This is a genomic window from Promicromonospora sp. NPDC050249, assembly GCF_040656015.1.
GTDB lineage: Bacteria > Actinomycetota > Actinomycetes > Actinomycetales > Cellulomonadaceae > Promicromonospora.
Genome location: NZ_JBFAKY010000034.1, coordinates 14431 through 36639, shown reverse-complemented (window position 1 = coordinate 36639; position 22209 = coordinate 14431). Strand labels below are relative to the sequence as shown.

At 72.9% G+C, this 22209-nt stretch carries 21 protein-coding genes and 1 riboswitch; of the genes, 15 read left to right on the top strand and 6 right to left on the bottom strand.

The features are described 5' to 3' along the window. Nucleotides 1-122: 122 nt before the first annotated feature. Nucleotides 123-1547: an FAD-dependent oxidoreductase gene (locus AB0I32_RS22320; protein WP_357510037.1), complete on the bottom strand. Its 1425-nt coding sequence runs from the start codon at nucleotides 1545-1547 to the stop codon at nucleotides 123-125. Between the two features lie 182 nt (nucleotides 1548-1729). On the opposite strand from AB0I32_RS22320, the gene AB0I32_RS22315 reads away from it, so the two are divergent. Next, a complete protein-coding gene (locus AB0I32_RS22315) occupies nucleotides 1730-2533 on the top strand; it encodes a PAS and ANTAR domain-containing protein (RefSeq protein ID WP_357510035.1) in 804 nt (267 codons plus the stop codon). 50 nt (nucleotides 2534-2583) lie between these two features. On the opposite strand, the gene AB0I32_RS22310 is transcribed toward AB0I32_RS22315, so the two are convergent. Then, nucleotides 2584-2865 carry a DUF4235 domain-containing protein gene (locus AB0I32_RS22310; protein ID WP_116677200.1) on the bottom strand — a complete coding sequence of 94 codons (282 nt, stop codon included), beginning with the start codon at nucleotides 2863-2865 and terminating at the stop codon, nucleotides 2584-2586. Nucleotides 2866-2902: 37 nt separating this feature from the next. After that, nucleotides 2903-3007: riboswitch (TPP riboswitch) on the top strand. Here AB0I32_RS22310 and AB0I32_RS22305 point away from each other — a divergent pair. The 5 genes from AB0I32_RS22305 (at nucleotide 3002) to AB0I32_RS22285 (ending at nucleotide 9025) form a co-directional block, all read left to right on the top strand. Further along, nucleotides 3002-4081, top strand: a complete 1080-nt coding sequence (locus AB0I32_RS22305; protein WP_357510033.1) for a thiamine ABC transporter substrate-binding protein — start codon at nucleotides 3002-3004, stop codon at nucleotides 4079-4081. It overlaps the preceding riboswitch by 6 nt. Next, complete coding sequence (locus AB0I32_RS22300; RefSeq protein WP_357510031.1) at nucleotides 4057-5760, top strand: iron ABC transporter permease; 1704 nt, start codon at nucleotides 4057-4059, stop codon at nucleotides 5758-5760. Before AB0I32_RS22305 ends, AB0I32_RS22300 begins: the two co-directional genes overlap by 25 nt. Next, nucleotides 5760-6512, top strand: coding sequence for an ABC transporter ATP-binding protein (locus AB0I32_RS22295; RefSeq protein WP_357510029.1), 753 nt, complete (start codon nucleotides 5760-5762; stop codon nucleotides 6510-6512). Before AB0I32_RS22300 ends, AB0I32_RS22295 begins: the two co-directional genes overlap by 1 nt. Nucleotides 6513-6675: 163 nt before the next feature. Next, nucleotides 6676-7098, top strand: coding sequence for a DUF6069 family protein (locus AB0I32_RS22290; protein WP_357510027.1), 423 nt, complete (start codon nucleotides 6676-6678; stop codon nucleotides 7096-7098). An 82-nt stretch (nucleotides 7099-7180) separates the two neighbouring features. Continuing rightward, nucleotides 7181-9025: a CocE/NonD family hydrolase gene (locus tag AB0I32_RS22285; protein WP_357510025.1), complete on the top strand. Its 1845-nt coding sequence runs from the start codon at nucleotides 7181-7183 to the stop codon at nucleotides 9023-9025. A gap of 78 nt (nucleotides 9026-9103) precedes the next feature. Here AB0I32_RS22285 and AB0I32_RS22280 read toward each other — a convergent pair whose 3' ends face one another. Next, entirely contained in the window at nucleotides 9104-9475 is a 372-nt protein-coding gene (locus tag AB0I32_RS22280; protein WP_357510023.1) for a helix-turn-helix domain-containing protein, read from the bottom strand. A 124-nt stretch (nucleotides 9476-9599) separates the two neighbouring features. On the opposite strand from AB0I32_RS22280, the gene AB0I32_RS22275 reads away from it, so the two are divergent. Together AB0I32_RS22275 and AB0I32_RS22270 are read left to right on the top strand one after the other, a co-directional pair. Continuing rightward, nucleotides 9600-9953 (top strand): DoxX family protein, encoded by a 354-nt coding sequence (locus AB0I32_RS22275; protein ID WP_357510021.1) that lies wholly within the window; start codon nucleotides 9600-9602, stop codon nucleotides 9951-9953. Nucleotides 9954-9978: 25 nt separating this feature from the next. Continuing rightward, nucleotides 9979-11070, top strand: a complete 1092-nt coding sequence (locus AB0I32_RS22270; RefSeq protein ID WP_357510019.1) for a M20 family metallopeptidase — start codon at nucleotides 9979-9981, stop codon at nucleotides 11068-11070. A gap of 3 nt (nucleotides 11071-11073) precedes the next feature. On the opposite strand, the gene AB0I32_RS22265 is transcribed toward AB0I32_RS22270, so the two are convergent. Next, nucleotides 11074-12258, bottom strand: coding sequence for a PrsW family intramembrane metalloprotease (locus AB0I32_RS22265; protein ID WP_357510017.1), 1185 nt, complete (start codon nucleotides 12256-12258; stop codon nucleotides 11074-11076). Nucleotides 12259-12332: 74 nt separating this feature from the next. Here AB0I32_RS22265 and AB0I32_RS22260 point away from each other — a divergent pair, with 74 nt between their 5' ends. Together AB0I32_RS22260 and pgi are read left to right on the top strand one after the other, a co-directional pair. Beyond that, on the top strand, nucleotides 12333-13097 hold the full coding sequence (locus tag AB0I32_RS22260; RefSeq protein ID WP_357510015.1) for a copper homeostasis protein CutC: 765 nt from the start codon (nucleotides 12333-12335) through the stop codon (nucleotides 13095-13097). Continuing rightward, nucleotides 13094-14809, top strand: coding sequence for a glucose-6-phosphate isomerase (gene pgi / locus AB0I32_RS22255; RefSeq protein WP_357510013.1), 1716 nt, complete (start codon nucleotides 13094-13096; stop codon nucleotides 14807-14809). The genes AB0I32_RS22260 and pgi overlap by 4 nt, the downstream gene beginning before the upstream one ends. A 264-nt stretch (nucleotides 14810-15073) precedes the next feature. Here the strand turns inward: pgi and AB0I32_RS22250 are convergent, their stop codons facing one another. After that, nucleotides 15074-15244: a hypothetical protein gene (locus AB0I32_RS22250; RefSeq protein ID WP_357510011.1), complete on the bottom strand. Its 171-nt coding sequence runs from the start codon at nucleotides 15242-15244 to the stop codon at nucleotides 15074-15076. Between the two features lie 182 nt (nucleotides 15245-15426). Here AB0I32_RS22250 and AB0I32_RS22245 point away from each other — a divergent pair, with 182 nt between their 5' ends. From AB0I32_RS22245 to AB0I32_RS22225, 5 genes are all read left to right on the top strand, one after another. After that, nucleotides 15427-16680, top strand: a complete 1254-nt coding sequence (locus AB0I32_RS22245) for a phosphotransferase (protein ID WP_357510009.1) — start codon at nucleotides 15427-15429, stop codon at nucleotides 16678-16680. Continuing rightward, complete coding sequence (locus AB0I32_RS22240) at nucleotides 16677-18170, top strand: HAMP domain-containing sensor histidine kinase (RefSeq protein WP_357510007.1); 1494 nt, start codon at nucleotides 16677-16679, stop codon at nucleotides 18168-18170. The genes AB0I32_RS22245 and AB0I32_RS22240 overlap by 4 nt, the downstream gene beginning before the upstream one ends. After that, nucleotides 18167-18832 carry a response regulator transcription factor gene (locus tag AB0I32_RS22235; RefSeq protein ID WP_357510005.1) on the top strand — a complete coding sequence of 222 codons (666 nt, stop codon included), beginning with the start codon at nucleotides 18167-18169 and terminating at the stop codon, nucleotides 18830-18832. Before AB0I32_RS22240 ends, AB0I32_RS22235 begins: the two co-directional genes overlap by 4 nt. Nucleotides 18833-18958: 126 nt before the next feature. After that, the gene (locus tag AB0I32_RS22230; protein WP_357510002.1) at nucleotides 18959-19414 is read left to right on the top strand and encodes a hypothetical protein; all 456 of its coding nucleotides are present in this window, start codon (nucleotides 18959-18961) and stop codon (nucleotides 19412-19414) included. Between the two features lie 122 nt (nucleotides 19415-19536). Further along, nucleotides 19537-21030 carry a M81 family metallopeptidase gene (locus tag AB0I32_RS22225; RefSeq protein WP_357510000.1) on the top strand — a complete coding sequence of 498 codons (1494 nt, stop codon included), beginning with the start codon at nucleotides 19537-19539 and terminating at the stop codon, nucleotides 21028-21030. Here the strand turns inward: AB0I32_RS22225 and AB0I32_RS22220 are convergent, their stop codons facing one another. Continuing rightward, nucleotides 21031-22155: a GNAT family N-acetyltransferase gene (locus AB0I32_RS22220; RefSeq protein WP_357509998.1), complete on the bottom strand. Its 1125-nt coding sequence runs from the start codon at nucleotides 22153-22155 to the stop codon at nucleotides 21031-21033. It lies immediately after the preceding gene. Between the last annotated feature and the right edge of the window lie 54 nt (nucleotides 22156-22209).

The window sequence follows — 22209 nt, the reverse complement described above, 5'->3', positions numbered from 1 at the left end:
GGCTTCTTCCGGTTCTCCTACGTTCGAGGCGCCTAGAAGCACTCGCATCTTGAACCGCTTCTCGACGGAACCGGGGTCCCGCAGCCGCCCGCATCCGCGCAGGTCGGCGGTTTCTGCGCGGTTCAGCGCCGCGACAGGTCCTCGGTGGCGGGACCTTCGATCAGCGTGCCGTCGGGCTCGAACCGCGAGCCGTGCGCGGGGCAGTCCCAGGACTGCTCCTGCTCGTTCCAGCGCACGACGGCGCCCGCGTGCGGGCAGACCCGGGACACGCACGGGGCACCCGGCCGCTGTCCGGTGGGACGGGTCGCGGCGCGGGCCCAGCCCGTGGTCTGCACGGCGAAGGTGGCGGCGGTGCTCGCTCTCGGCGTGGGCCTACGGGCCCACGGCTCGAAGGTCCGTCCCCACTCGACGGGGTCGCCGAGGATGCGGCCGGCGAGCGCCAGCCCGGCCGCCGCACCGTTGGTGAGCCCCCACTTGGCGTAGCCGGTGGCCACGAGCACGCGGTCGTCCCCTGGCACCACCGGCCCGACCAGCGGCAGGCCGGTGTCGCTGGTGTAGTCCTGGGCCGCCCACGTGTGCCGTGGCTGGTCCACGGGGAGGTGGACCCGGGTCCACTCCTCCAGCGCGGCCAGCCGCCGGGCCGGGTCCCGCTCCCTGCCGACGGTGTAGCCCTCGCCGCCCACCATGAGCAGCCCGCCGGCCGTGCGGAGCGATCGCACGGGTGACCCGGCGGTGATCGACATGGTTTCCCCGAACCCGGGCGGCAGCGCGGCCGGGTCGGTGATCTCCCAGGTGGTGAGCAGGCTGCGCCCCGCCTCCAGCCGGAGGAACAGCCCGCCCAGCCGCCCGGGCGGTGTGCCGGTGGCCAGCACCACCCGGTCGGCGAGGATGGCGCCGCGGCTGGTGCGCAGCGCGACACCGGACCTGCGCCGGCGCACCTGGTGGACCCGGACGCCGTCGTGCACCGGCACGCCGCGGGCGCGCAGGCGGGCGCGCAGTGCCGAGAGCATCCGTAGCGGGTCCACCTGTGCCTGGCCCGGCAGGCGTACCGCGCCGTAGGACCGCGCGGGGTACGGCGGGTCCTCCTCCCACTGTGCGGTGAGTCCCTGGCGGGCGCAGGTCGCGAGTACCGCGTCGACGTCGGCCACCTGGTCGGGGGTCGCCGCCACCGTCAGGTCGTCCCGGTTCTCGACGGGGACGCCGAGGTCCTCGAGGGTGCGGCGCAGCCACCCCAAACCGGCGAAGTTGGCCGTGAGGTAGTCGCGCACCACCTCGTCGCCGTGCCGGGCGATCCGGGCGAGCCGGGTGCCCTGCAGCACCGAGAGCTTGCCCGTCGAGCGGGCGGTGGTGGTCGCTCGTGCGCCGCGGGCATCGAGCACCACGACGGAGGCGCCGCCGTCGGCGAGCAGCTGGGCGGTGACGACACCGGTGAGGCCGGCGCCGACCACCACGACATCGGTGCGGAGCGGGCCGGGGGCCATGACCCCCGGTGAACCGCTGCCGGTGGCTTCCAGGTCCGTCGTCGCGTCGTAGGGGGTCTCGCTCACGATGCACCTCCGCTGGTCGATCCGTGCTGCTCGATCAGTGCTGGTCGTCCCTGTGCCGACCCTCGGGCCGGCCCGTACCAGGCTGGCACGAGGGCCTGGCACTCGCAGTGCCTCGCTTCTAGAATCGAGGTGGCGGAGTCATGAAGCGGCTCCTGGTCCGCTTCGGATCCGGGAGGTTCAAGATGCCCCCTTCCCTGCAGCCCAGGCTCAGCATCGTGGACGGCGCCGGCGGCGACACGGCTGAGCAGTCACCGAGCTTCTCGGTGGGTGACCTGGCGCATGCTCTTGGTCTGGGGACCAACCTTCTTGTCGGCAGCTACCGCGTCGACATCATGTCTGGCACCTGGTGGTGGTCCGACGAGGTGTACACGATGCACGGGTGGAGACGGCACGAGGTTCAGCCGGGCCTCGAGGCGCTCCGGTCCCGCAAGCACCCCGACGATCGCGCCCGTGTGGTGCGGGCCGCAGCCGAGGCCCTGCGGACGGGCCGCCCGTTCGCGTGCGCGCACCGGATCGTGGACCGCAGGGGCCGCACACGCTCGGTGGTCGTCATCGGCCAAGGCCGACGCAGCGGCCCCGGCCGGTCGCCGGAGCTGGTCGGCTACGTCATCGACGTCACGCCGGTCCAGAAGGAGGCGCTGGCGCGTAAGTCCGAGGCGGTCGTGACCAGGGCCTTCGTCAGCCAGGCGGTGATCGAGCAGGCCAAGGGCGTCATCATGGCGGTACGTGGGGTGAGCGAGGAGACCGCGGGTCACCTGCTGCACGAAGCCGCCGGGCGGGTGGACATCCCGCTGCGCCTGGCCGCAGACCAGGTGATGGCCAGGCTGGGGACCGATCGCGAGGGGGCGGATCGCGAGCGGAAGGGCATCACGCAGGAAGCCCTCACACGCGCACTGGACGGCGTCGAGCCGGTGGGGCGGCCACGCGGGCACGACCCCCTGCTCACCCGGCGGCCGCGCAAGGCGTCGGCGGGCAAGTCCGCCTGACCCTGTGATCGGATGCCCGGCCCGGTGATCCTGGCCGGGCATCCGGTGGGTCAGCGCGCGGCGCGGCGGGCGGCGAGCCGCAGCGCCGCCGTCGACGCGCCCTTCGCCGCCATACGCTTCGCGAACACCGCGGTGCCCGCTGCGACCGCCGCGAACACGGTGGCCTGCACCAGGTCCAGCTCCGGGTCGTCCGCCTTGCTGGGCGCGTCGTTGCCGGTCACGCCCTTCCAGATCATGCTGACCGCCTTCTGCGCGACCCAGCCGGCTGCGAGCGTCAGGGCAAGAGTGCCGACCTTCTCGGCGAGTGTCTGTTCCGTCTCGATCTTGGCCATCTCTACACCGTAGCGTCCGACCAGCCAGTAGGCTGGCCGGACACGACAGGGGAGCGCCACACGGCGCTGAGAGTGCGGAACACCGCAGACCCTTGAACCTGATCCGGGTCAGACCGGCGGAGGAAGTCGAGGCACGATGTTGCGTCTTTCCGGTGCTCACGCGGGCACCATCCACGCTGTTCCGGCCGCCGGAGCGCTCTCCGTGGCACTCCTGCTCGCCGGGTGCGGCGGTTCCGGGACCGGTGGCTCCGACGGGGGCGACCCGGCGGCGTCCGGCACCGTGACCCTCGTGACCCACGACTCCTGGGCGCTCGACGAGAAGGTGGTCGAGCGGTTCGAGGAGGAGTCCGGTCTGACAGTCGAGGTCAGCGCGGCGGGCGACGCCGGGACCCTGGTGAACCAGCTGGTGCTGACCAAGGACGCACCGCTCGGCGACGCCGTCTTCGGCATCGACAACACCTTCGCCTCCCGCGCGCTCGAGGCGGGGGTGGTCGAGGAGTACACCCCGGCGGACCTGCCCGACGGCGTCGAGCAGCTGGGCGGCGCGCTCACCCCGGTCGACCAGGGCGACGTCTGCGTGAACGCGGACGCGGCCTGGTTCGAGAAGTCGGACCTGGAGGTGCCGAGGACGCTCGAGGACCTGGCCGACCCGCAGTACCGGGACCTGCTCGTGGTGAGCAACCCCGCGACGTCGTCTCCCGGGCTCGCCTTCCTGCTGGCGACCGTCGGGGCGTTCGGCGAGGACGGGTTCGAGGACTACTGGTCGTCCCTGGTCGACAACGGCGTCAAGGTCGCCGACTCGTGGGAGGACGCCTACTACGTGGACTTCTCGGGCGCCGGCGAGGGCGGCGAGCGCCCGCTCGTCCTGTCGTACGCGACGTCGCCGGCCTTCACCGTCAGCGAGGACGGCTCGGAGTCGACCACCAGCGCGCTGCTCGACACGTGCTTCCGGCAGGTCGAGTACGCGGGAGTGCTTGCCGGGTCGGACAACCCGGAGGGCGCTCAGGCGTTCGTCGACTTCCTGCTCGGCGAGGACGCCCAGGCCGCGCTGCCCGAGTCGATGTACATGTACCCGGCCGACCCGGCTACCGAGCTGCCCGCCGACTGGGAGAAGTTCGCACCCCAGGCCGAGGCGCCGTTCGAGGTGGATCCCGCCGAGGTGAGCGAGCATCGCGACGAGTGGATAGAGCGGTGGACAGAGACCGTAGTGGGCTGAGTCGACCGGGCCTGCGGCCCGCGCCGCTGCTCTGGGGGACGGCGGTCGCCGTCCCCCTCGGGTTCCTCGCCGTCTTCTTCGCCTGGCCCGTGGCCGCGCTGGTGGTCCGCGGATTCGTGCCCGACGGCGCGCTCGACCTCACCGGGTTCGCCGAGGTGCTGTCCAGCCCGCGCACGTGGCGGCTCGTGTGGCTCACGCTCACCCAGGCAGTGCTCGGCACCGCCTTCTCGGTGCTGCTCGGCCTGCCGCTCGCGTACCTGCTCTACCGCCGGTCGTTCCCGGGCCGGGTCCTGGTGCGCGGGCTCGTGACGGTGCCGTTCGTGCTGCCCGCCGTCGTCGTCGGCGTCGCGTTCCGCACCCTGTTCGCGCCCGGCGGCGCGCTCGGCTTCCTCGGCCTGGAGGAGTCGCTGGCCGGGATAGTCGTCGCCCTCGTCTTCTTCAACGTGTCGGTGGTCGTGCGGACCGTCGGCGGGCTGTGGGAACGGCTCGACCCCCGGACCGAGCAGGCCGCCGCGTCGCTCGGGGCGGGGCCCGTGCGGGTCTTCCGCACGGTGACGCTTCCCTCGCTGGCACCCGCTGTCGCGTCCGCGGCCTCGGTGGTGTTCCTGTTCTGCGCCACCGCGTTCGGCGTCGTGCTGGTCCTCGGCGGCGTGCGGTACGGCACCATCGAGACCGAGATCTGGACGCGCACCACCCAGTTCCTGGACCTGCGGACGGCGTCGGTGCTCTCGATCCTGCAGCTCGTGGTCATCTCGGGCGCCCTTGCGGTCTCCGCCCGGGCCCGCCGGCGCCGCGAGGCGGCGCTGCGCCTCGTGTCCGCGCACGGCTCCGCCAGGCGGCTGTCCTGGCGGTCGCCCAAGGACCTGACGATGGCGCTGGTGGGAGCGGCGATCGTCGGCGGGCTCATGGTGCTGCCGCTGGCCGGCCTGGTGACCCGCAGCTTTCGCGAGCCCGACGGCTCCTGGGGGCCCGGGAACTATGTGGCACTCGGGACCACCGGCGAGCGCAACGCGCTGGTCGTGACCGTGTGGGAGGCCACAGCGACCTCGCTGCGGACCGCGCTGGCCGCGACGGTGATCTCCCTGGTGGTCGGCGGGCTGGCGGCGCTCGTGGTGTCCCGGCGGCCACGGTCGGTCGGCGCACGCCGCGCCGTCGGGGCGCTGGACGGGCTGTTCATGCTCCCGCTCGGGGTGTCCGCCGTGACCGTCGGATTCGGCTTCCTCATCACCATGGACCAGCCGGTGCTCGGCGTGGACCTGCGGACCTCCGGGCTGCTCGTCCCCGTGGCGCAGGCCGTCGTCGCCGTGCCGCTCGTCGTGCGCACCGTGCTGCCGGTGCTCCGTGCCATCGACCCCCGGTTGCGTGAGGTGGCGGCGGTGCTCGGTTCCGGCCCCGGCCGCGTCCTGCGGACCGTTGACCTGCCGATCGCCCTGCGCTCGGTCGGCCTGGCCACCGGGTTCGCCTTCGCGGTGTCGCTCGGCGAGTTCGGCGCGACGTCGTTCCTCGCCCGGCCCGACGGCGCCACCCTGCCCGTCGTGATCTACCGCCTCATCGGGCGGCCCGGCGCCGAGAACTACGGGATGGCGCTCGCGGCGTCGGTGGTGCTCGCCGTGCTCACCGCGACCGTGATGATGGTGGCCGAGCGGTTGCGTGACGAGCGCGCCGGAGGGGAGTTCTGATGGCTGGGCTGGAGATCCGGGACGTCACCGTGCGGTACGGGGTCTCGACAGGCTCGACCCGCGGTCGGGGCCCGGCCGGGGTGACCGCGGTGGACGGGGTGTCGCTGATCGTCGCGCCCGGCGAGGTGGTCGCGCTGCTCGGCCCGAGCGGGTGCGGCAAGTCGTCGCTGCTGCGCGCCGTGGCCGGGCTGGAGCCGCTGGCCGGCGGCAGCGTCCGGTACGACGGCGAGGACCTCGCCGGGGTGCCGGTCCACAAGCGCCGGTTCGGGCTCATGTTCCAGGAGGGCCAGCTCTTCCCGCACCGGGACGTACGGCGGAACGTCGCCTACGGGCTGGAGACCCAGGGCCTGACCCGGGCGGAGCGGGACGAGCGGGTGTCCACACTGCTCGACCTCGTGGGGCTCGCCGGCTACGAGCAGCGGGCAGTGCCCACGCTGTCCGGTGGCGAGCAGCAGCGGGTGGCCCTCGCGCGGGCGCTGGCCCCGCGGCCCCGCCTGCTCCTGCTGGACGAGCCGCTCTCCGCGCTCGACCGGCAGCTCAGGGAGCGGCTCGCGGGCGAGGTGCGGGCGGCGCTCGTCGAGACCGGAACGACGGCGGTGTTCGTCACGCACGACCACGCCGAGGCGGCTGCCGTCGCCGACCGGATCGGCGTGATGGACCGGGGCCTGCTGCTGCAGGTTGCCGCCCCGGGGGAGCTGCGGGCCGCACCGGCGTCGGACCGCGTGGCGGAGTTCCTGGGCCTGCGCGCCTGAGCCGTTCCGCCGTCCTACCCCGGTCACGTCCTACCCGGGTCACCGGCGAGGTGCACCCGCCTGTGGGCCATACGACGCGGTACCACAGGCTGATGCCGCCGTGCCCGGACTTCGAGAGGCTGCGCCCAGGCACGACGGACGTGCCGTGAAGCGGAGGAATCTCATGACCGAGAACTCAGCAACCAGCAGCTCGTGGCCCGCCTGGGCGGTGCCGCTCGCCGCGGCGGTGGTCGCTGTGGCGGTGTGGCTGATCGGAGCGGCGTCCGGCGTGAACCTCGAGGCGCGGCTCGGCACGGACGTGCAGGCCGTCTCGGTGGTGGCGGCGGCGGTCGCCGCGCTCGCGGCCGGCCTTGCCGGCTGGGGCGTGCGAGTGCTGATCGGGCGCCTGGTGCGCGGTGGCGGCGAGGCCGTGTGGTTCGTGCTGTGCGGCGTCGTCCTGCTGGCGTCCATGGTGGGTGCGCTCGCCGGAACCACGCCCGGGGCGGTCGCGATCCTGGTGAGCATGCACGTGGCGGTGGGCGCAGTCATCGCGCTGGGCCTACGCACTGTCAGGCGAGGCGTGACGTCGGGATCAGCTCTCGCCTGAATTCGGGGCGTTGCGGGTGAATGTTCTCTAACCTCTCAGATGAACCCAGGTATTCGGACCTGGGCCCAGGGAGGACGCCTCGATGAGACTTCGCACGAGACTCAGCAGGACCGCGCCCGCGGTCGCCGCAGCGGCCACGCTCATGCTTGCCGGGAGCGGCGTGCCCGCCGCGGTCGCGGGCCCGGCCGTCGCCGGCACGACGGCCGCGGCGGGCGACCCTGTCACCCACGACGAGAACGAGCGCGTGCCCGAGGGTGCGGCCTGGACCCAGGCGTACTTCCCGTCGGCGGACGGCGCCGACCTGCACGCCGACATCCTGCGGCCCGCCCACCTGGGCCCGAACGTGCGGACGCCGGTCATCCTGTCGATCGGGCCGTACTTCGCGCACGCCGGGCAGACCGGGAGCGAGGGCTGGGACGTGGTGGGTCCGTCCGCGCGGTTCCGGGACTTCGTCGACGGCGCCGACCTCATGGCGAACGAGTACACCTTCGTCATGGTGGACATCCGCGGCTACGGCGGCAGCACCGGCTGCCTCGACTGGGTGGGTCCGGGGGAGCAGGCGGACATCGCCGCGGCGATCGAGTGGTCGGCGAACCGGCGGTGGTCCACGGGCGACGTCGGCATGTACGGCAAGTCGTACGACGCCGTCACCGGGCTGGTCGGCAACAACCTGGACCTCGAGCCGCTCAAGGCGGTGGTGGCCCAGGAGCCGCTGTGGAACATGTACAACTACCTGTGGAGCAACAAGGTCGCCCGGCCCAACCTGACGGGCACCCCCGAGGCGTACAACTCCATCGCCACCATGAAGCCCATGAAGGGCGACAGCAAGCGGTACGCGAAGAACGCCCGCTACGAGGAACGGCACCCGGAGTGCCTGGCGAACAACCTGTCGGACCCGAACGAGCCGGACGTCGAGTCGGAGTACTGGGACGCCCGCAACCTCGCCGAGGACGCCGCGGGCACTGACACACCGCTGTTCGTGACGCAGGGCTTCATCGAGCCGAACACCAAGCCGGAGGACATGGAGCTCTTCCTCGACAACCACACGGGCGTCGAGCGCGGCTGGCTCGGCCCGTGGGACCACGTGCGAGGAAACGACGTCTCCGACGGGCGCCTCGCCATGGGGCGCGAGGGCTTCTTCGACGAGGTCATGCGGTTCTACGACGAGTTCCTCAAGGGCGTCGAGCCGGGCGTCGAGGACCCGGCGTACGCGATCCAGGACAGCACCGGTGCCTGGCGTGCGCAGGACACGTGGCCCGAGGCCGACCACTCGACCCAGGTGCGGCTGAGCAAGGGCTCCTACGTGGACGACGGCGGGCCACGGCCTGCTCGGTCGGCGGGGCAGGCGGGGCCGACGGCGGACCAGGTCGACGGATGGGACATGGAGAACGCGCCGACTCTCGTGCCATCGCTCGCCCCCTCGCTCGCGCCGGCGAGCCGCGCCGCGGAGGCCGTCAAGTCGTCCTACTGGACGTGGTCGGCGCCCGTCGAGTCGGCGGTGCGGATCACCGGCACGCCGTCGATCACGCTGAACGCGAGTGCGGTCGGGGAGGTGATGGTGCGGCTGTGGGACGTCGCGCCCGACGGAAGGGCGACCATGTTCGACGAGAACGCGGCGCTGATCGAGCGCCGGGGGCGGCTGTCGTTCGACCTGAAGTCGACCGACTGGACCCTCGCGGAAGGGCACCAGCTCGGCGTGCAGATCGGGACGATCAACTACAACTCCTGGAACTGGGTGCCCGAACCGTCCGGCAACACCGTGCGGGTGAGCGGTGCGCGGCTCTCGCTCGACCTGCAGGACCCGGCCGGCGATGTCGCCACCCAGGGGGAGGAGGCGCCCTACCTGGAGCGCTATGTCGCCGTGAACTCGAAGACGCTGTCCGGTGTGGGGAGGGGCAGCTTCCACCTCGGCGTCTCGCACTCCTGAGCTGATCGGCACTCCAGCCTGACGCCGCCCGGGCCGGGCGCCACCTCGTCGTGGCGCCCGGCCCGCGCCGTGCCGGCGTCAGACCTCCGAGCTCGCCTCCACCACGTCGTAGTGCTTGCGTCCCCACTCACCGAGGGGGAGCAGGGCGCCCACCAGCTCTGCCCCCGCGGGGGTCGGCTCGTAGCGGATCTGTACGGGCATCGTCGGCACGACCTCGCGTGCGATGAACCCCTGCCGCTCCAGCTCGCGCAGACGCTGGGTCAGGAGCCGGTCCGAGATGCCGCGGACGTACCGGCGGTACTCGACGAAGCGCCGCGCCCCCGCGACACCCGCGTAGAGGATGGCCCCTGACCAGCGCCTGCCGGCGAGCTCGAGGGTGCGCTGGAAGACGACGCACGTCTCCTCGTTGGCCATGTTCGGTGCGGCAAGGGCGGTCGCTTCGGAAGTCACTTACTCATAGTGAGTTGCTAACCCGCTCCTTGGCAAGCCTCGGTGAGTGCCGGACGATGCGTGAGGCGTCCGGATGGGCGCCTGCTCTCGCCGGGTGCGCCCGGTCATCGTCCTCGGAGGACCCGTGTTCGTTGCGTCTGTCGTCGTCTCTGCCCTGCTCGCCCTGGTCACCGCGTTCAGCGGCTACGGCAAGCTGACGGGCAACCCGCAGGTGGTCGAGCCGCTCACCACCAAGCTCGGTGTGCCCGAGAAGCTCGTCCCGGTGCTCGGCACCCTGCTCGTCGCCGGCGCCGTCGGCACCGCCGTCGGGATCTGGTGGGCACCGATCGGCATCGCTGCCACCGGGTGCTTCGTCCTGTACTTCCTGGGCGCGGTCATCACGCACCTCCGCGCGAAGGACTGGCCGGGGGTCGGCCCGACGGGCGCCCTGATGCTGCTCTCGGGGGCGGCTCTCGTGCTGCGCCTGCTCTCGCTCTGACCCGAGCGGCGGCTACCGTGCGGGCATGACTTCTCCCGCTCCCGCCACCCTGATCGCCGACCTCCGGACGCTGGTCGAGTGCGAGTCCCCGTCGTCGGACCCGGACGCGCTGGCCCGGTCCGCCGATCTGGTTGCCCGACTGGGGACCGAGCGGCTGGGTGTCGAGCCCGAGCGGCTCGGCATCCACCTGCGGTGGCGGCTCGGCGGCCCCACGCGCGTGCTGGTGCTGGCGCACCACGACACGGTGTGGCCGATCGGCACCCTGCGGACGCACCCGTTCGGGATCTCCGACGGTGTGCTGCGCGGCCCCGGCAGCTTCGACATGAAGACCGGCCTGGCCATGGCGCTGCACGTGCTGGCGTCCCTCGACGACCGGACCGGGGTCACCCTCCTGGTGACCGGCGACGAGGAGATCGGCTCGCCGTCGTCCCGGACGCTCATCGAGGACGAGGCCCGCGGGGCGGACGCCGCCCTCGTGCTGGAGGCCTCGGCCGACGGCGGCGCGCTCAAGCTCGAGCGCAAGGGCACCTCCATCTACCGCGTGCTGGTGAAGGGCAGGGCCGCGCACGCGGGCCTGGAACCCGAGAAGGGCGTCAACGCATCGGTCGAGCTGGCGCACCAGGTGCTGGCGGTCGCCGCGCTCGGTGACCCGGCGCTCGGCACCACTGTGACGCCCACGGTCGCCACCTCCGGCACCACCGGTAACACGGTCCCGGCCGAGGCATCGTTCGCGGTGGACGTCCGCGCCCGGACGGTCACCGAGCAGCAGCGGGTCGACTCGGCGGTCCGCGCCCTGACTCCGGTGCTGCCCGACGCCGCGCTCGAGATCGAGGGCGGCATCAACCGGCCGCCGCTGGAGGGTGCGCTGTCGGCCGCGCTCTTCGCCCGTGCGTCGCGGATCGCCGCGGAGGCCGGACTGCCGCCGCTGACCGGCGTGGCCGTCGGCGGGGCGTCGGACGGCAACTTCACCGCCGGCGTCGGCACGCCGACGCTGGACGGCCTCGGCGCGGTGGGCGGCGGCGCGCACGCCGACGACGAGCACGTCCTGACGGACCGGATCCCCGACCGCACAACCTTGCTCCGCGCCCTGATCGTGGACCTGCTCCCCACCCGGTGAGGGTCAGAGGCGGCCCGGGGGGCCGAAGCCCGTGGTACCCCACGTGGGTGCTGGGGGGCGGGGCTGGCGGGCCAGGAATGCGGCCCGGGCCTGCTGCATGACCCACACCAGGTACTGCCGCTGCTGCTCCAGCCCGTGCGGGTCGAGATCCCGCTGCGCACCGGCGCGCTGGTGCAGCAGGGCGAGCTCGGTCGCGGCCTGCTGGTAGTCGGTCATCGCGCGCTCGGCGGGGCGGCCGCCCGCGGCCCGGGCCCAGGCCCGGGCCGCCCGGCGGCCGGGCAGCGTCGACAGCATCCGCAGGTCGTCGTGCGTGACGATGCCGACAGGGCCGTACAGCGGCAGGTAGTGGCCGATGAGCTGGACGATCCGGCGGCGGTCCCGCGCCAGGATCACGATCAGGCCGATCAGCACCGCGAAGCCGACCAGGTAGGCGAAGGCCAGGCCGCCGATCCCGAACTTCGTGGAACCGTTCCACAGGCTGTGCAGGGCGATGGCGCCAAGGAGCCCGTACAGCGGAGCCCGCCGGCGCAGCTTCCCGGGGCCTGCCAGCGCGGCGACCGCCACGCCGATGCCGGTCATCGCGGTGCACAGCGGGTGCAGCAGCGGCGACACGATGGCCCGCAGCACGAACACGTAGCCGAGCTGGTCCACCTCGACGGCGTCGATGAAGTACTGGATGTTCTCCGTCGCCGCGAAGCCGAGGCCCACCATCGCGGCGTAGATGACGCCGTCGGTCGGGCCGTTCAGCTCCTGCCGCCGCCACCAGAGCATGCCGAACAGGACCGCGCCCTTCAGCAGCTCCTCGACCACCGGTGCACCGAACGTCGCGACGATGTACCAGCCCTCCTCCTCGCCGGTGAGCTCGGTCTCGGTGAGCAGCGACAGCCCGAGCGTGTTCAGGATGCTCGCGAACAGCGCGGCGACCCCCGCACCCCACAGGAACGCGAAGATCAGGGCGTTCGGGGGCTCCGGCTCCAGCCGGTCCAGCGCGAGCACGAGCGGCAGCCAGACGGCGACGGGCAGCACCGCGAGCGACAGCCCCACGACGAACGACGCGCCGCCCGTGATCGCGTCGAACGCGAGGATGACGATGAGGCACACCGACGCGAAGACGATCCCCAGGATCACTCCGATCGGGGCACGCCCGGGGGCGCGACCCGTGAGGATCGCACTGGGATCGATAGCCATGCCAGGGACCCTACCGACTCGGTGGCGGACACGGCGGGCGACAGACCGCCCCTGGGCCCGGCTACGCTGGCGCCGTGCCCCAACGTGTCGCTCTCGAGCTCGCTGTCCAGGATCCGGCCGGGGCGGTGATCGCTGCCGGCGTCGGCGCCCGGCGCGTCGAGCTCTGCTCCGCGCTCGGCGCCACCGGCGGCATCACGCCGAGCGCCGCGCTCGTCGAGGCGGTGGTCGACGCCGCTGCGGTGGTCCCGTCGTCCGACAGCTCCCCGATCCTCGAGGTGCACGTCCTGGTGCGCCCCCGCCCGGGCGGCTTCGTGTACTCGGCCGCCGAGATCGACCTGATGCTGCGGGACGTCACCCTGGCGACCGACCAGGGCGCCGACGGCGTGGTGGTGGGCGCACTGACGCCGTCCGGCACGGTGGACGTCCGGCGGATGCGCGACCTGGTCGCCGCGGCTGAGGACGCCGAGGTGACGTTCCACCGCGCGCTCGACGTGATCGCGGACCCGATCGCGGCGCTCGACACGCTGGCCGAGCTGGGCGTCGCGCGGGTGCTGACCTCCGGCGGCGCGGCCCGCGCGGGCGAGGGGCTGGACCGGCTGGCCGCCCTGGTCGAGCACAGCGCCGAGCTGGGCATCGAGATCATGGCGGGGGGCGGCGTCACGGCGTCGGACATCCCGGCGCTGCTGCGCATCGGCGTGGACGCGGTGCACCTCTCCGCGAAGCGCACGGTGGTCGACGCCGCGGGCCCGGGCGGCGGGGACGACGCAGGCTACGAGGTGACGGATCAGACACTCGCCGAGGCTGCGGCGGAGGCACTCCGCACTACGGTTGTCTCATGACCTCAGAGCCGGCCCGTGGGCCTGTCGACGCCACCACCACCAACGCCTGGGGCTCGCTCACCGAGCTCTCCAAGAACCTCCGGCCCGACCTGCGTGGCTGGTTCGCCGCGGACCCGGACCGCGCCGAACGCCTGAGCCACCAGGCCGCTGACCTGCACGTCGACCTGTCGAAGAACCTGGTGACGGACGACGTGCTCGCCTCGCTCCTCGCTCTTGCGGACGAGGTGCGGCTCACCGAACGCCGCGACGCGATGTTCGCCGGCGAGCACATCAACGTCACCGAGGACCGCGCGGTGCTGCACACGGCACTGCGCCGCCCGTCGGACGAGCCGCTGACCGTTGACGGCCAGGACGTCACCGCCGACGTGGCCGACGAGCTGGCCAAGGTGTACGCGTTCGCCGAGAAGGTCCGCTCCGGGGAGTGGACAGGCGTCACGGGCGAGCCCGTCCGGACGATCGTGAACATCGGCATCGGCGGCTCCGACCTCGGCCCCGTCATGGCGTACGAGGCCCTTGAGCCCTACGTCCAGGACGGCCTGGAGGTCCGGTTCGTCTCGAACATCGACCCCACCGACGTCGCGCAGAAGACCGCCGACCTCGACCCGACGACCACGCTGTTCATCGTCGCCTCCAAGACGTTCGGCACGCTGGAGACCCTCACCAACGCGCGCCTCGCACGTGACTGGCTGTGGCGCTCGCTGGTCGCGGCCGGCGCCATCGAGGACTCCGAGGACGGCCGCTCCGACGCCGTCGCGAAGCACTTCGTGGCCGTGTCCACCGCGCTGGACAAGGTCGCGGCGTTCGGGATCGACCCCGAGAACGCGTTCGGGTTCTGGGACTGGGTCGGCGGGCGCTACTCCGTCGACTCGGCGATCGGCACGTCGCTCGCCGTCGCGATCGGGCCGGACGCCTTCGCCGAGTTCCTGGGCGGCTTCCACGCGATGGACGAGCACTTCCGGACCACGCCGCTCGAGCACAACGTGCCCGTCCTGATGGGGCTGCTCAACGTCTGGTACGTGAACTTCCGCGACGCGCACACGCACGCCGTGCTCCCGTACGCGCAGCAGCTGCACCGGTTCCCGGCGTACCTGCAGCAGCTCACCATGGAGTCCAACGGCAAGTCCGTGCGCTGGGACGGCACGCCCGTCACGTCCGACACCGGCGAGGTCTTCTGGGGCGAGCCGGGTACCAACGGGCAGCACGCGTTCTACCAGCTCATCCACCAGGGCACACGCACCATCCCGGCGGACTTCATCGCCGTCGCCAACCCCGCCTACCCGCTGGCGGACGCCGTCGGGGACGGCGGCGCGGTCGAGGCAGGCGCCGACGTGCACGGCCTGTTCCTCGCGAACTTCTTCGCGCAGACCAAGGCGCTCGCGTTCGGCAAGACGGCCGACGAGGTGCGCGCAGAGGGCGTCGCAGAGGACCTGGTCTCGGCCAAGGTGTTCAGCGGCAACCGGCCGACGACGTCGATCCTCGCCCCCGCGCTGACCCCGTCCGTGCTGGGCCAGCTCGTCGCGCTGTACGAGCACATCACATTCGTGCAGGGCGTCGTGTGGGGCATCGACTCGTTCGACCAGTGGGGCGTCGAGCTCGGCAAGAAGCTCGCGCTGGAGATCGCCCCGGCGGTCGCGGGCGACGAGGCGGCCCTTGCGGCGCAGGACCCGTCCACGGCGGCCCTCATCACGAAGTACCGAGAGCTCCGCGCCTGACGATGCAGGCAGGGCCCGCGGGGAACCAGGGCCGGGGAACGGGCGATCGGCAGGGCGACAGGTGTCGTGCTGCCGATCGCCCGCGACCGGCTCCGGGTCCAGCTGGCGCCGAACCGCAAGCTGGGCGTCTGCCCCGACGTCGAACCGCAAGCTGCGCGTCCTTTGGCGGTCCGAGGCGCGCCGAACCGCAAGCTGCGTGGCTGCCCCGACGTCGAACCGCAAGCTGCGCGTCCTTCGGCGGTCTGAGGCGCGTCGAACCGCAACCTACGCGTCCACCTCGGCGCCGAACCGAACGTTGTACGTCGATCCGGGCAGTAATCGACGCGTGACCTGCGGTTCGGCGCTGTCGACGACGAGGAACTTGCGGTTCGGCGTCGAGGTGGTGCCGCTGAGGACCAGTAGCTTGCGGTTGGCCGGCTGCGACCACCTCGCCACGCCCGCCGTACCCGCCGGCCCGCCGGCTACCGCCCGCCGTACCCGTCGGCCACGCCGTAACCACCTCGCCACCGCACGCCGTACCCGCCGGCGGCCGAGGACCGATCCGCGTCGCTGCCGGGTTAGAGGATTCTCATCCGAATCGGAGGGCTTCGCGGGGTACCGGCTGCGAGGATGAGCGGGTGAACACGCACCTCGACCTGCTGACCGGTGACGCCGCTGCGGGGCTCCTCGATGCGGCCGTGGCCACGGCCGGTGGTGAGCTCGTGGACTGGCGGGTGCGCCAGGTGGACCATCGCCCCGGCTCGACGACCACCGTCGCCTACCGGGCGACGGTGCGCTGGGACGGCGTCGAGCGGTCCGAGACGCTCGGCGCGAGCGTCGGCCGCTCCCGCGACGGCCGCCAGCCGGGCGTGGTCACGCTGTCCGACGGCGACGCGACGGTCGCCGTGTGGCGCTTCCCCGGCGACCCGGCCCTGCCCGCCCTGCCCCGCGCCTTCAACACGGCCGCCGTCGAGGAGCTCCTGGCCGGCCTCGGCGTCAGCCCGGAGGCCCGCGCGAACCCCGTGCTCAAGGTCCGGGCCTACCGCCCGACTCGGCGCGCGGTGATCGAGGCCACGGCCGCGTCGTCCAGGGTGTTCCTCAAGGTGCTCCGCCCCCGCAAGGTCGCCGACCTGCACCGGCGGCACGAGCTCCTGTCGCGGGCCGGCCTGCCGGTCCCGCGCCCCCTCGGCTGGTCGGACGACGGGCTCCTCGTCCTGTCCCCGCTGCACGGCACCGAGATGCGCGCCGCCGTGCGGGACGGCGGGCGCATCCCGTCCCCGCTCGAGGTGCTCGACCTGCTCGACCGCCTGCCCGCGGAGGTGCGCGACCTGCCGCGCCGCCCCGCGTGGAGCGACTCGGCCGAGCACTACGCGGGCGTCATCGGGGCGGCGCTGCCCGCGGAGGCAGGCAGGGCCGCCGACCTGGCCGGCGCCGTCCGGACGCGTCTCGCGGAGCGCGGGACCGGTGCGGACCCCACGCACGGCGACCTCTACGAGGCCCAGATCATGCTCACCGGCGGCCGGATCACCGGCCTGCTCGACGTCGACTCGGCGGGCCCCGGCCACCGCGCCGACGACCTCGCCTGCCTCGTCGCACACCTGGACGTGCTGTCCCTCGTGCACGGGAAGGATCCCGCACAGGTCACGCAGGCGGGCCGGATGCGCAAGCTCGCCGCGGACTACGCCTCCGGGTTCGTGGCGGCCCCTGGCGGCAGGGGAGCGGACCGGAGCGACCTCGCCGCGCGTGTCGCCGGGGTGCTGCTCTCGCTGGCCACCGGGCCGCACCGCGTGCAGGAGCGCGGGTGGCAGGCGGCGACGTCGCGCCGCCTGGACGTCGTGGCCGGGTGGCTCGACGGCTCCAGGCTCGCGTCGTCCGGCGTGGGCCGCGCATGAGCCTGCGCCGGCCGACGGTACGGGCCAAGGTCGTGACGACGGTGGTGGCAGTGACCGCCATCGGGCTGCTCGCGACAGGCCTGCTGACGCACGCCATCCAGACCCAGCAGATCATGGAGGGCATCTCCGAGGACTTCGACCAGGAGATCGGGGAGCTGCAGCAGCTCGCGGAAAACGGCGTGGACCCGGAGACGGGCGAGAAGTTCCACGGGGCGGGCCGGCTCATGAGCGTCGCCATGGAGCGGAACGTCCCGGGCAACTACGAGATGTTCGTCAGCTACCTCGACGGCGAGCACCAGCAGACCAACCCGCCGACGAGGGGACGGGTGGTCGCGGACAGCGCGGTGGTCCAGGACGTCGTCGACGGCCTCACCCCGCAGTCGGAGCGCACGCTCCAGCGCGAGATCGACACGGAGATCGGCCGGGTGTGGTTCGTCGTCGTCCCGGTGACGGTGCCCGACCGCCAGGAGGTCGGCGCCTACGTCATGGCCTCCGCGCTGGACGACGCGCTCGAGGCCGAGACCGCCGTGATGCGCACCTACGCGATCGTCTGCTGCGTGGCGCTCGTGCTGCTGGGACTGTTCGCCTGGCTGGTGGTCAGCCGCCTGCTGCGCCCGCTGCGGCAGCTGAGCGCCACCGCCACCCGGGTCACCGAGACCGATCTGTCCCAGCGGGTTCCCGTGGCCACGGAGGACGACCTCGGCGAGCTCGCGGGCGCGTTCAACACGATGCTCGACCGGCTGTCCACGGCCATCGAGACGCAGCGCCAGTTCCTGGACGACGCCGGACACGAGCTCCGCACCCCGCTGACCGTCCTGCGCGGCCACCTGGAGGTGCTCGACCCGGACGACCCGGCGGACGTGCGCGAGACGCGGGACCTCCTGCTCGACGAGACGTCCCGGATGGGCCAGATCGTCGAGGAGCTGGTCCTGCTCGCCAAGGCGGAGCGGGCCGACTTCGTGTCCACCGCCTCCGTCGACCTGGGCCGTTTCACCGACGACGTGCACGACAAGGCCCGCGCGCTGGGGGCACGCCGCTGGGTGGTGGACGCCCGGGCCGACGCCGAGGTGGTCGCGGACATGCACCGGCTCACCCAGGCGGTGCTGCAGCTCGCGGACAACGCGGTGAAGTTCACCGGCCCGGACGACGAGGTGGGCATCGGCACGCAGGTGTTCGACGGACCCGCGGGCCGTCAGGTACGGCTCTGGGTGCGCGACACCGGGCCTGGCGTGCCGCCAGAGGAGGCGGACCGCATCTTCGACAGGTTCGCGCGGGGCAGCACGACGGGCGGTGCGTCCGGTTCGGGCCTCGGGCTCGCCATCGTGCGGGCCATCGCACAGGGGCACGGCGGGGACGTGGTCGTCGAACGGTCCGACGGCGGCGGGGCGCGCTTCGTGATGACCTGGCCGGCCGACGGCGCGGCGCCGTCGGGCACGTCGGGCGCACAGGCAGGGAGCAGGAGCGCGGCGATCGAGGAGGAGGCACGTTGAACCAGATCCTGATCGCGGAGGACGAGGAGCGCATCGCGCAGTTCGTGCGCAAGGGGCTCAAGGCGCACGGGTTCCAGCCCACCGTGGTGTCCGACGGCGCGTCGGCGCTGGCCCACGCGATGTCCGGCGGCTACGACCTCATGGTCCTGGACATCGGGCTGCCCGTGCTCGACGGCTTCACGGTGCTGCAGCGCCTGCGTGACGTCGGCTCCACGCTGCCGGTGGTGATCCTGACCGCCCGGGACTCGCTCTCCGACCGGGTGGCGGGCCTGGAGGGCGGGGCGGACGACTACATGTCCAAGCCGTTCGGGTTCGACGAGCTGCTCGCCCGGATCAAGCTGCGACTGCGGCGGACGACGGGGGAGGCGGCGGCGTCCGAACGGCTGGAGCACGGCGACGTCGGGCTCGACCTGCGCACGCGCACCGCCACCGTGGCGGGGCGCGAGGTGGAGCTCTCGGCACGGGAGTTCGCACTCGCCGAGGTGTTCCTCCAGCATCCGGGCCAGGTCATGTCCCGTGAGCAGCTGCTGTCGCGGGTCTGGGGCTACGACTTCGACCCGGGGTCCAACGTGGTCGACGTCTACGTGCGCTACCTGCGCAAGAAGCTGGGAGCTGACCGGATCGAGACGGTGCGCGGGGCGGGCTACCGGTTCAAGGGCTGACGCCGGGCCGCCTTCCCGGACATGAGAGGCGTCTCATGCAGGTCTCCTCGTCGCCTCATCCTGGCGACGCAGACTATCTATCAGGAGGCACCCGAACCGGGCGCCGCGAGACCGGAGGTCACAGAGATGAACCCGTCGACCATGAAGAAGCGCTGGGCCATCGTCGGAGCAGCCGCCGTGATCGGCGTCGCCGGCGCGACGACGGCAGCGGCGCTGAACGACCCGGCCCCTCGTGCCGAGTCCTCCGCGGCCGTCGCCCTGGACAGCGCACCGCAGCCCGACAGCGGCGCCGGCACCACGACGGCTGACCCCTCGCCCGAGTCGGCGGACTCGCCGAACGAGTCGGCACGCGACACCGCGGGCTCCGCGCAGTCGGCGGACTCGCCCGGTGACGCGAACTACGACCCCTCGCCGGAGTCGGCGGACTCGCCGAACGAGTCGGCGCACGACACCGCGGGCTCCGCGCAGTCGGCGGACTCGCCGAACGACGCGAACTACGTCGACGACCAGGACGACAACACCCCGAACGACAACACCCCGAACGACGCGGACGACGACGCGGACGACCGGGACGACAACTGACACCAGCGCGGCGAACCCCGCGACCGGTAAGGGGCCAGGTGCCGGCAGCTCGACTGCCGACACCTGGCCCTTTAGCGTGGAATAAGCACTAAGTCGTAACCCGTCCCGCCTACACTGCGCGCGTGACCCGTACCAACCAACGGCCGCGGATCGCGATCTGCGGTATGGCCATCGAGTCCAGTACGTTCTCCCCGCACCGCTCGGGCTGGGAGGCGTTCACCCTGCTGCGTGGCAACGAGCTCGTCCGGCGGTACCCGTTCCTGCGGGACGGCGCGCCGCTGCGCCGGGAGGCCGAATGGGTGGGGGTGCTGCGGGCCGGGGCGCTCCCGGGCGGCGCGGTCCTCACCGACGTCTACGAGACGGTGCGCGCCGAGATCGGCCTGGCGCTGGAGGCACAGGGACCGTTCGACGGGGTGCTGCTCGACGTCCACGGCGCCATGGCGGTGCTCGGCTACACGGATGCGGAGGCGGACCTCGCCCGGACGGTGCGTGCAGCGGTCGGGCCGGACTGCCTGGTCTCCGCCTCGACGGACCTGCACGGCAACGTGTCGCGGGAGCTCGCCGCGACGGTCGACCTGATCGCCTGCCATCGCATGACGCCGCACGAGGACGACGACGAGGCGCGTGAGCGTGCGGCCACGAACCTGCTGCGCCGGATCGACGGGGCGGGCCGGCCGCGGAAGGCCTGGGTGCAGGTCCCGGTGCTGCTGCCGGGGGAGTGGACGAGCACCCGGGTCGAGCCGGCGCGGGGCATCTACGAGGACGTCGCACGGGTCGGCGCGCTCGAGGGTGTCCTCGACGCCTCCGTCTGGGTCGGGTACGCCTGGGCGGACGAGCCGCGCTGCCGGGCCGCCGTCGTCGTCATGGGGGACGACGACGTAGTCATCGCGCGCGAGGCGGAGCGGCTGGCCCGGAGGTACTGGGACGCCCGCGGCGAGTTCGAGCTCGTCGCACCGGCCGGCACCTACGAGGAGTGCATCAAGGCCGTGCTGGCGAGCGACGCGCGACCCTTCGTCCTGTCGGACTCGGGCGACAACCCCATGGCCGGCGGAGCCGGCGACGTCACCTGGACCCTCGCCCGGCTCCTGGCGGAGCCTGCCTTCGCGAACCCGCCGGAGGTGGGCGGCCGGAGCGCCATCTACGCGTCCCTGCCCGACCCCGAGGCCGCCCGCGCGGTGGCCGACGCCGGGGTGGGCGCCGTCGTCGAGGTGACGGCCGGCGCCCGGGTCGACGCCGGGCCGGCCGGGCCGGTGACGCTGCGCGGCGTCGTCGAGCACGTCCACGAGGGCGACCCGGTGGCGGGCATCGTCTGCGTGGTGGCGGCCGGCGGGCTCAAGGTGATCCTCACCGAACGGCGCAGGCCGTTTCACCTGGAGTCCGACTTCACGGCGATCGGCCTCGACCCGCGCGGGACCGACGTCGTCGTCGTGAAGATCGGCAACCTGGAGACCGAGCTGTACGACATGGCCGACGACTGGATGCTCATGCTCACCCCGGGCGGGGTGGACCAGGACCTGCTGCGCCTGCGGCACACCAACCTGGGCGGCCCGGTCCACCCGTTCGCCCCGCCGGAGGCATTCGGGGACGGCCCGAACCTCACTCCGGAGCTGCTCTGACTACACGGGGCCCTGGAACTCCGCGCAGCCGCCCGCCGGGACGAAGCCCAGCGCGATGTTGATGGCGAGCATGTGCGGGTTCTCCTCGTTGTTCCAGGTGTAGATGCGCCGGGCGCCGGGGCGCAGCCGCGCGTGCTCCCGCAGGTTCACGGCCTTGACGAGCATCCCGAGCCGGTGTCCCCTGTGCGTGCCCAGCACGACCGTGGCCTGCTGGTTGGTGTGGTCGGGCTTCTCGTCGTTCCACTGCAGCATGGTCATCGCGACGAGCTCGCCCGTTGCCACGTGCTCGGCGGCGGTCACCACGTACTGGTCGCCCTTGGCTGCCATCGCCGCCTCCTCGCCCCGGATGCGCTCGAGGTCCCAGACGTCGGACTCGAGGTCGAGGCCGCCGCGCGGCTCGTCGTCGGCCAGGGCCTGCTGGAGAGCTGCGTACTGCTCTATCCACTCCTCGGGGATCGGCGCCGTCCAGGTGTGGACGCGGTAGGCGTCTCCCGCTGCGGCGCGGGACTCGGCCTCGAACCGCGCAACCGTCTCGGGTGCTACCGGCAGGTCGATCCGGGACCGGCGCTCCACCAGCTCAAGGCCCAGCCCCAGCTTCTGGGCGAGGCGGACACCCGGCAGGTCGGCGGAGACCTGGCCGGAGCCGGACGCGGGGACCAGCGACTCGCCCGTGCTCTCCCCGGGCCCGAAGTCGACGGGGGCAAGGACCGACGTCCGGCCCTCCGCGCGTGCGGTCCCGCGCATCCAGTCGGCCAGGGCGGTACCGATCCCCTGCCGCCGGTACTCCGGGTGCACCACGACGAAGCCGACGGCCAGCTCGGGGTTCGACCGGACGAAGAGGCTCAGGAGCGCGCTGCCCACCACCCGCGGCCCATCGGGTGCGTCCACCACGGCCACCTGGCGCAGCCTGCGCCGGTAGTCCTGGTTGTTCATCGTCACCAGGATCCCGAGCGGCGTCTGGGCTTCGTCGGCAGTGCCGAGGTCGGCCGCGCCCACGGCGGCATCCAGCTCGGCGATGCTCCGGTACGCCCACGCCTCCGGGTCCTCGAGCGAGGACGGGTGGGGCGGGGTCATCAGCCGCCACGTCGACGTCGACGGGGCGGGTACGGCGGAGGTTGAGGTCATGTGCCCAGGGTGCTCCCGGCGACATCGGAGCGCACGGCTTTTTGCGCCGGGTAG

Coding starts and splice junctions, on each gene's coding strand:
- AB0I32_RS22315 (WP_357510035.1), top strand. CDS start 1,730: ATGCCCCCTTCCCTGCAGCCCAGGCTCAGCATCGTGGACGGCGCCGGC.
- AB0I32_RS22310 (WP_116677200.1), bottom strand. CDS start 2,865: ATGGCCAAGATCGAGACGGAACAGACACTCGCCGAGAAGGTCGGCACT.
- AB0I32_RS22305 (WP_357510033.1), top strand. CDS start 3,002: ATGTTGCGTCTTTCCGGTGCTCACGCGGGCACCATCCACGCTGTTCCG.
- AB0I32_RS22295 (WP_357510029.1), top strand. CDS start 5,760: ATGGCTGGGCTGGAGATCCGGGACGTCACCGTGCGGTACGGGGTCTCG.
- AB0I32_RS22290 (WP_357510027.1), top strand. CDS start 6,676: ATGACCGAGAACTCAGCAACCAGCAGCTCGTGGCCCGCCTGGGCGGTG.
- AB0I32_RS22285 (WP_357510025.1), top strand. CDS start 7,181: ATGAGACTTCGCACGAGACTCAGCAGGACCGCGCCCGCGGTCGCCGCA.
- AB0I32_RS22270 (WP_357510019.1), top strand. CDS start 9,979: ATGACTTCTCCCGCTCCCGCCACCCTGATCGCCGACCTCCGGACGCTG.
- AB0I32_RS22265 (WP_357510017.1), bottom strand. CDS start 12,258: ATGGCTATCGATCCCAGTGCGATCCTCACGGGTCGCGCCCCCGGGCGT.
- pgi (WP_357510013.1), top strand. CDS start 13,094: ATGACCTCAGAGCCGGCCCGTGGGCCTGTCGACGCCACCACCACCAAC.
- AB0I32_RS22240 (WP_357510007.1), top strand. CDS start 16,677: ATGAGCCTGCGCCGGCCGACGGTACGGGCCAAGGTCGTGACGACGGTG.
- AB0I32_RS22230 (WP_357510002.1), top strand. CDS start 18,959: ATGAACCCGTCGACCATGAAGAAGCGCTGGGCCATCGTCGGAGCAGCC.
- AB0I32_RS22220 (WP_357509998.1), bottom strand. CDS start 22,155: ATGACCTCAACCTCCGCCGTACCCGCCCCGTCGACGTCGACGTGGCGG.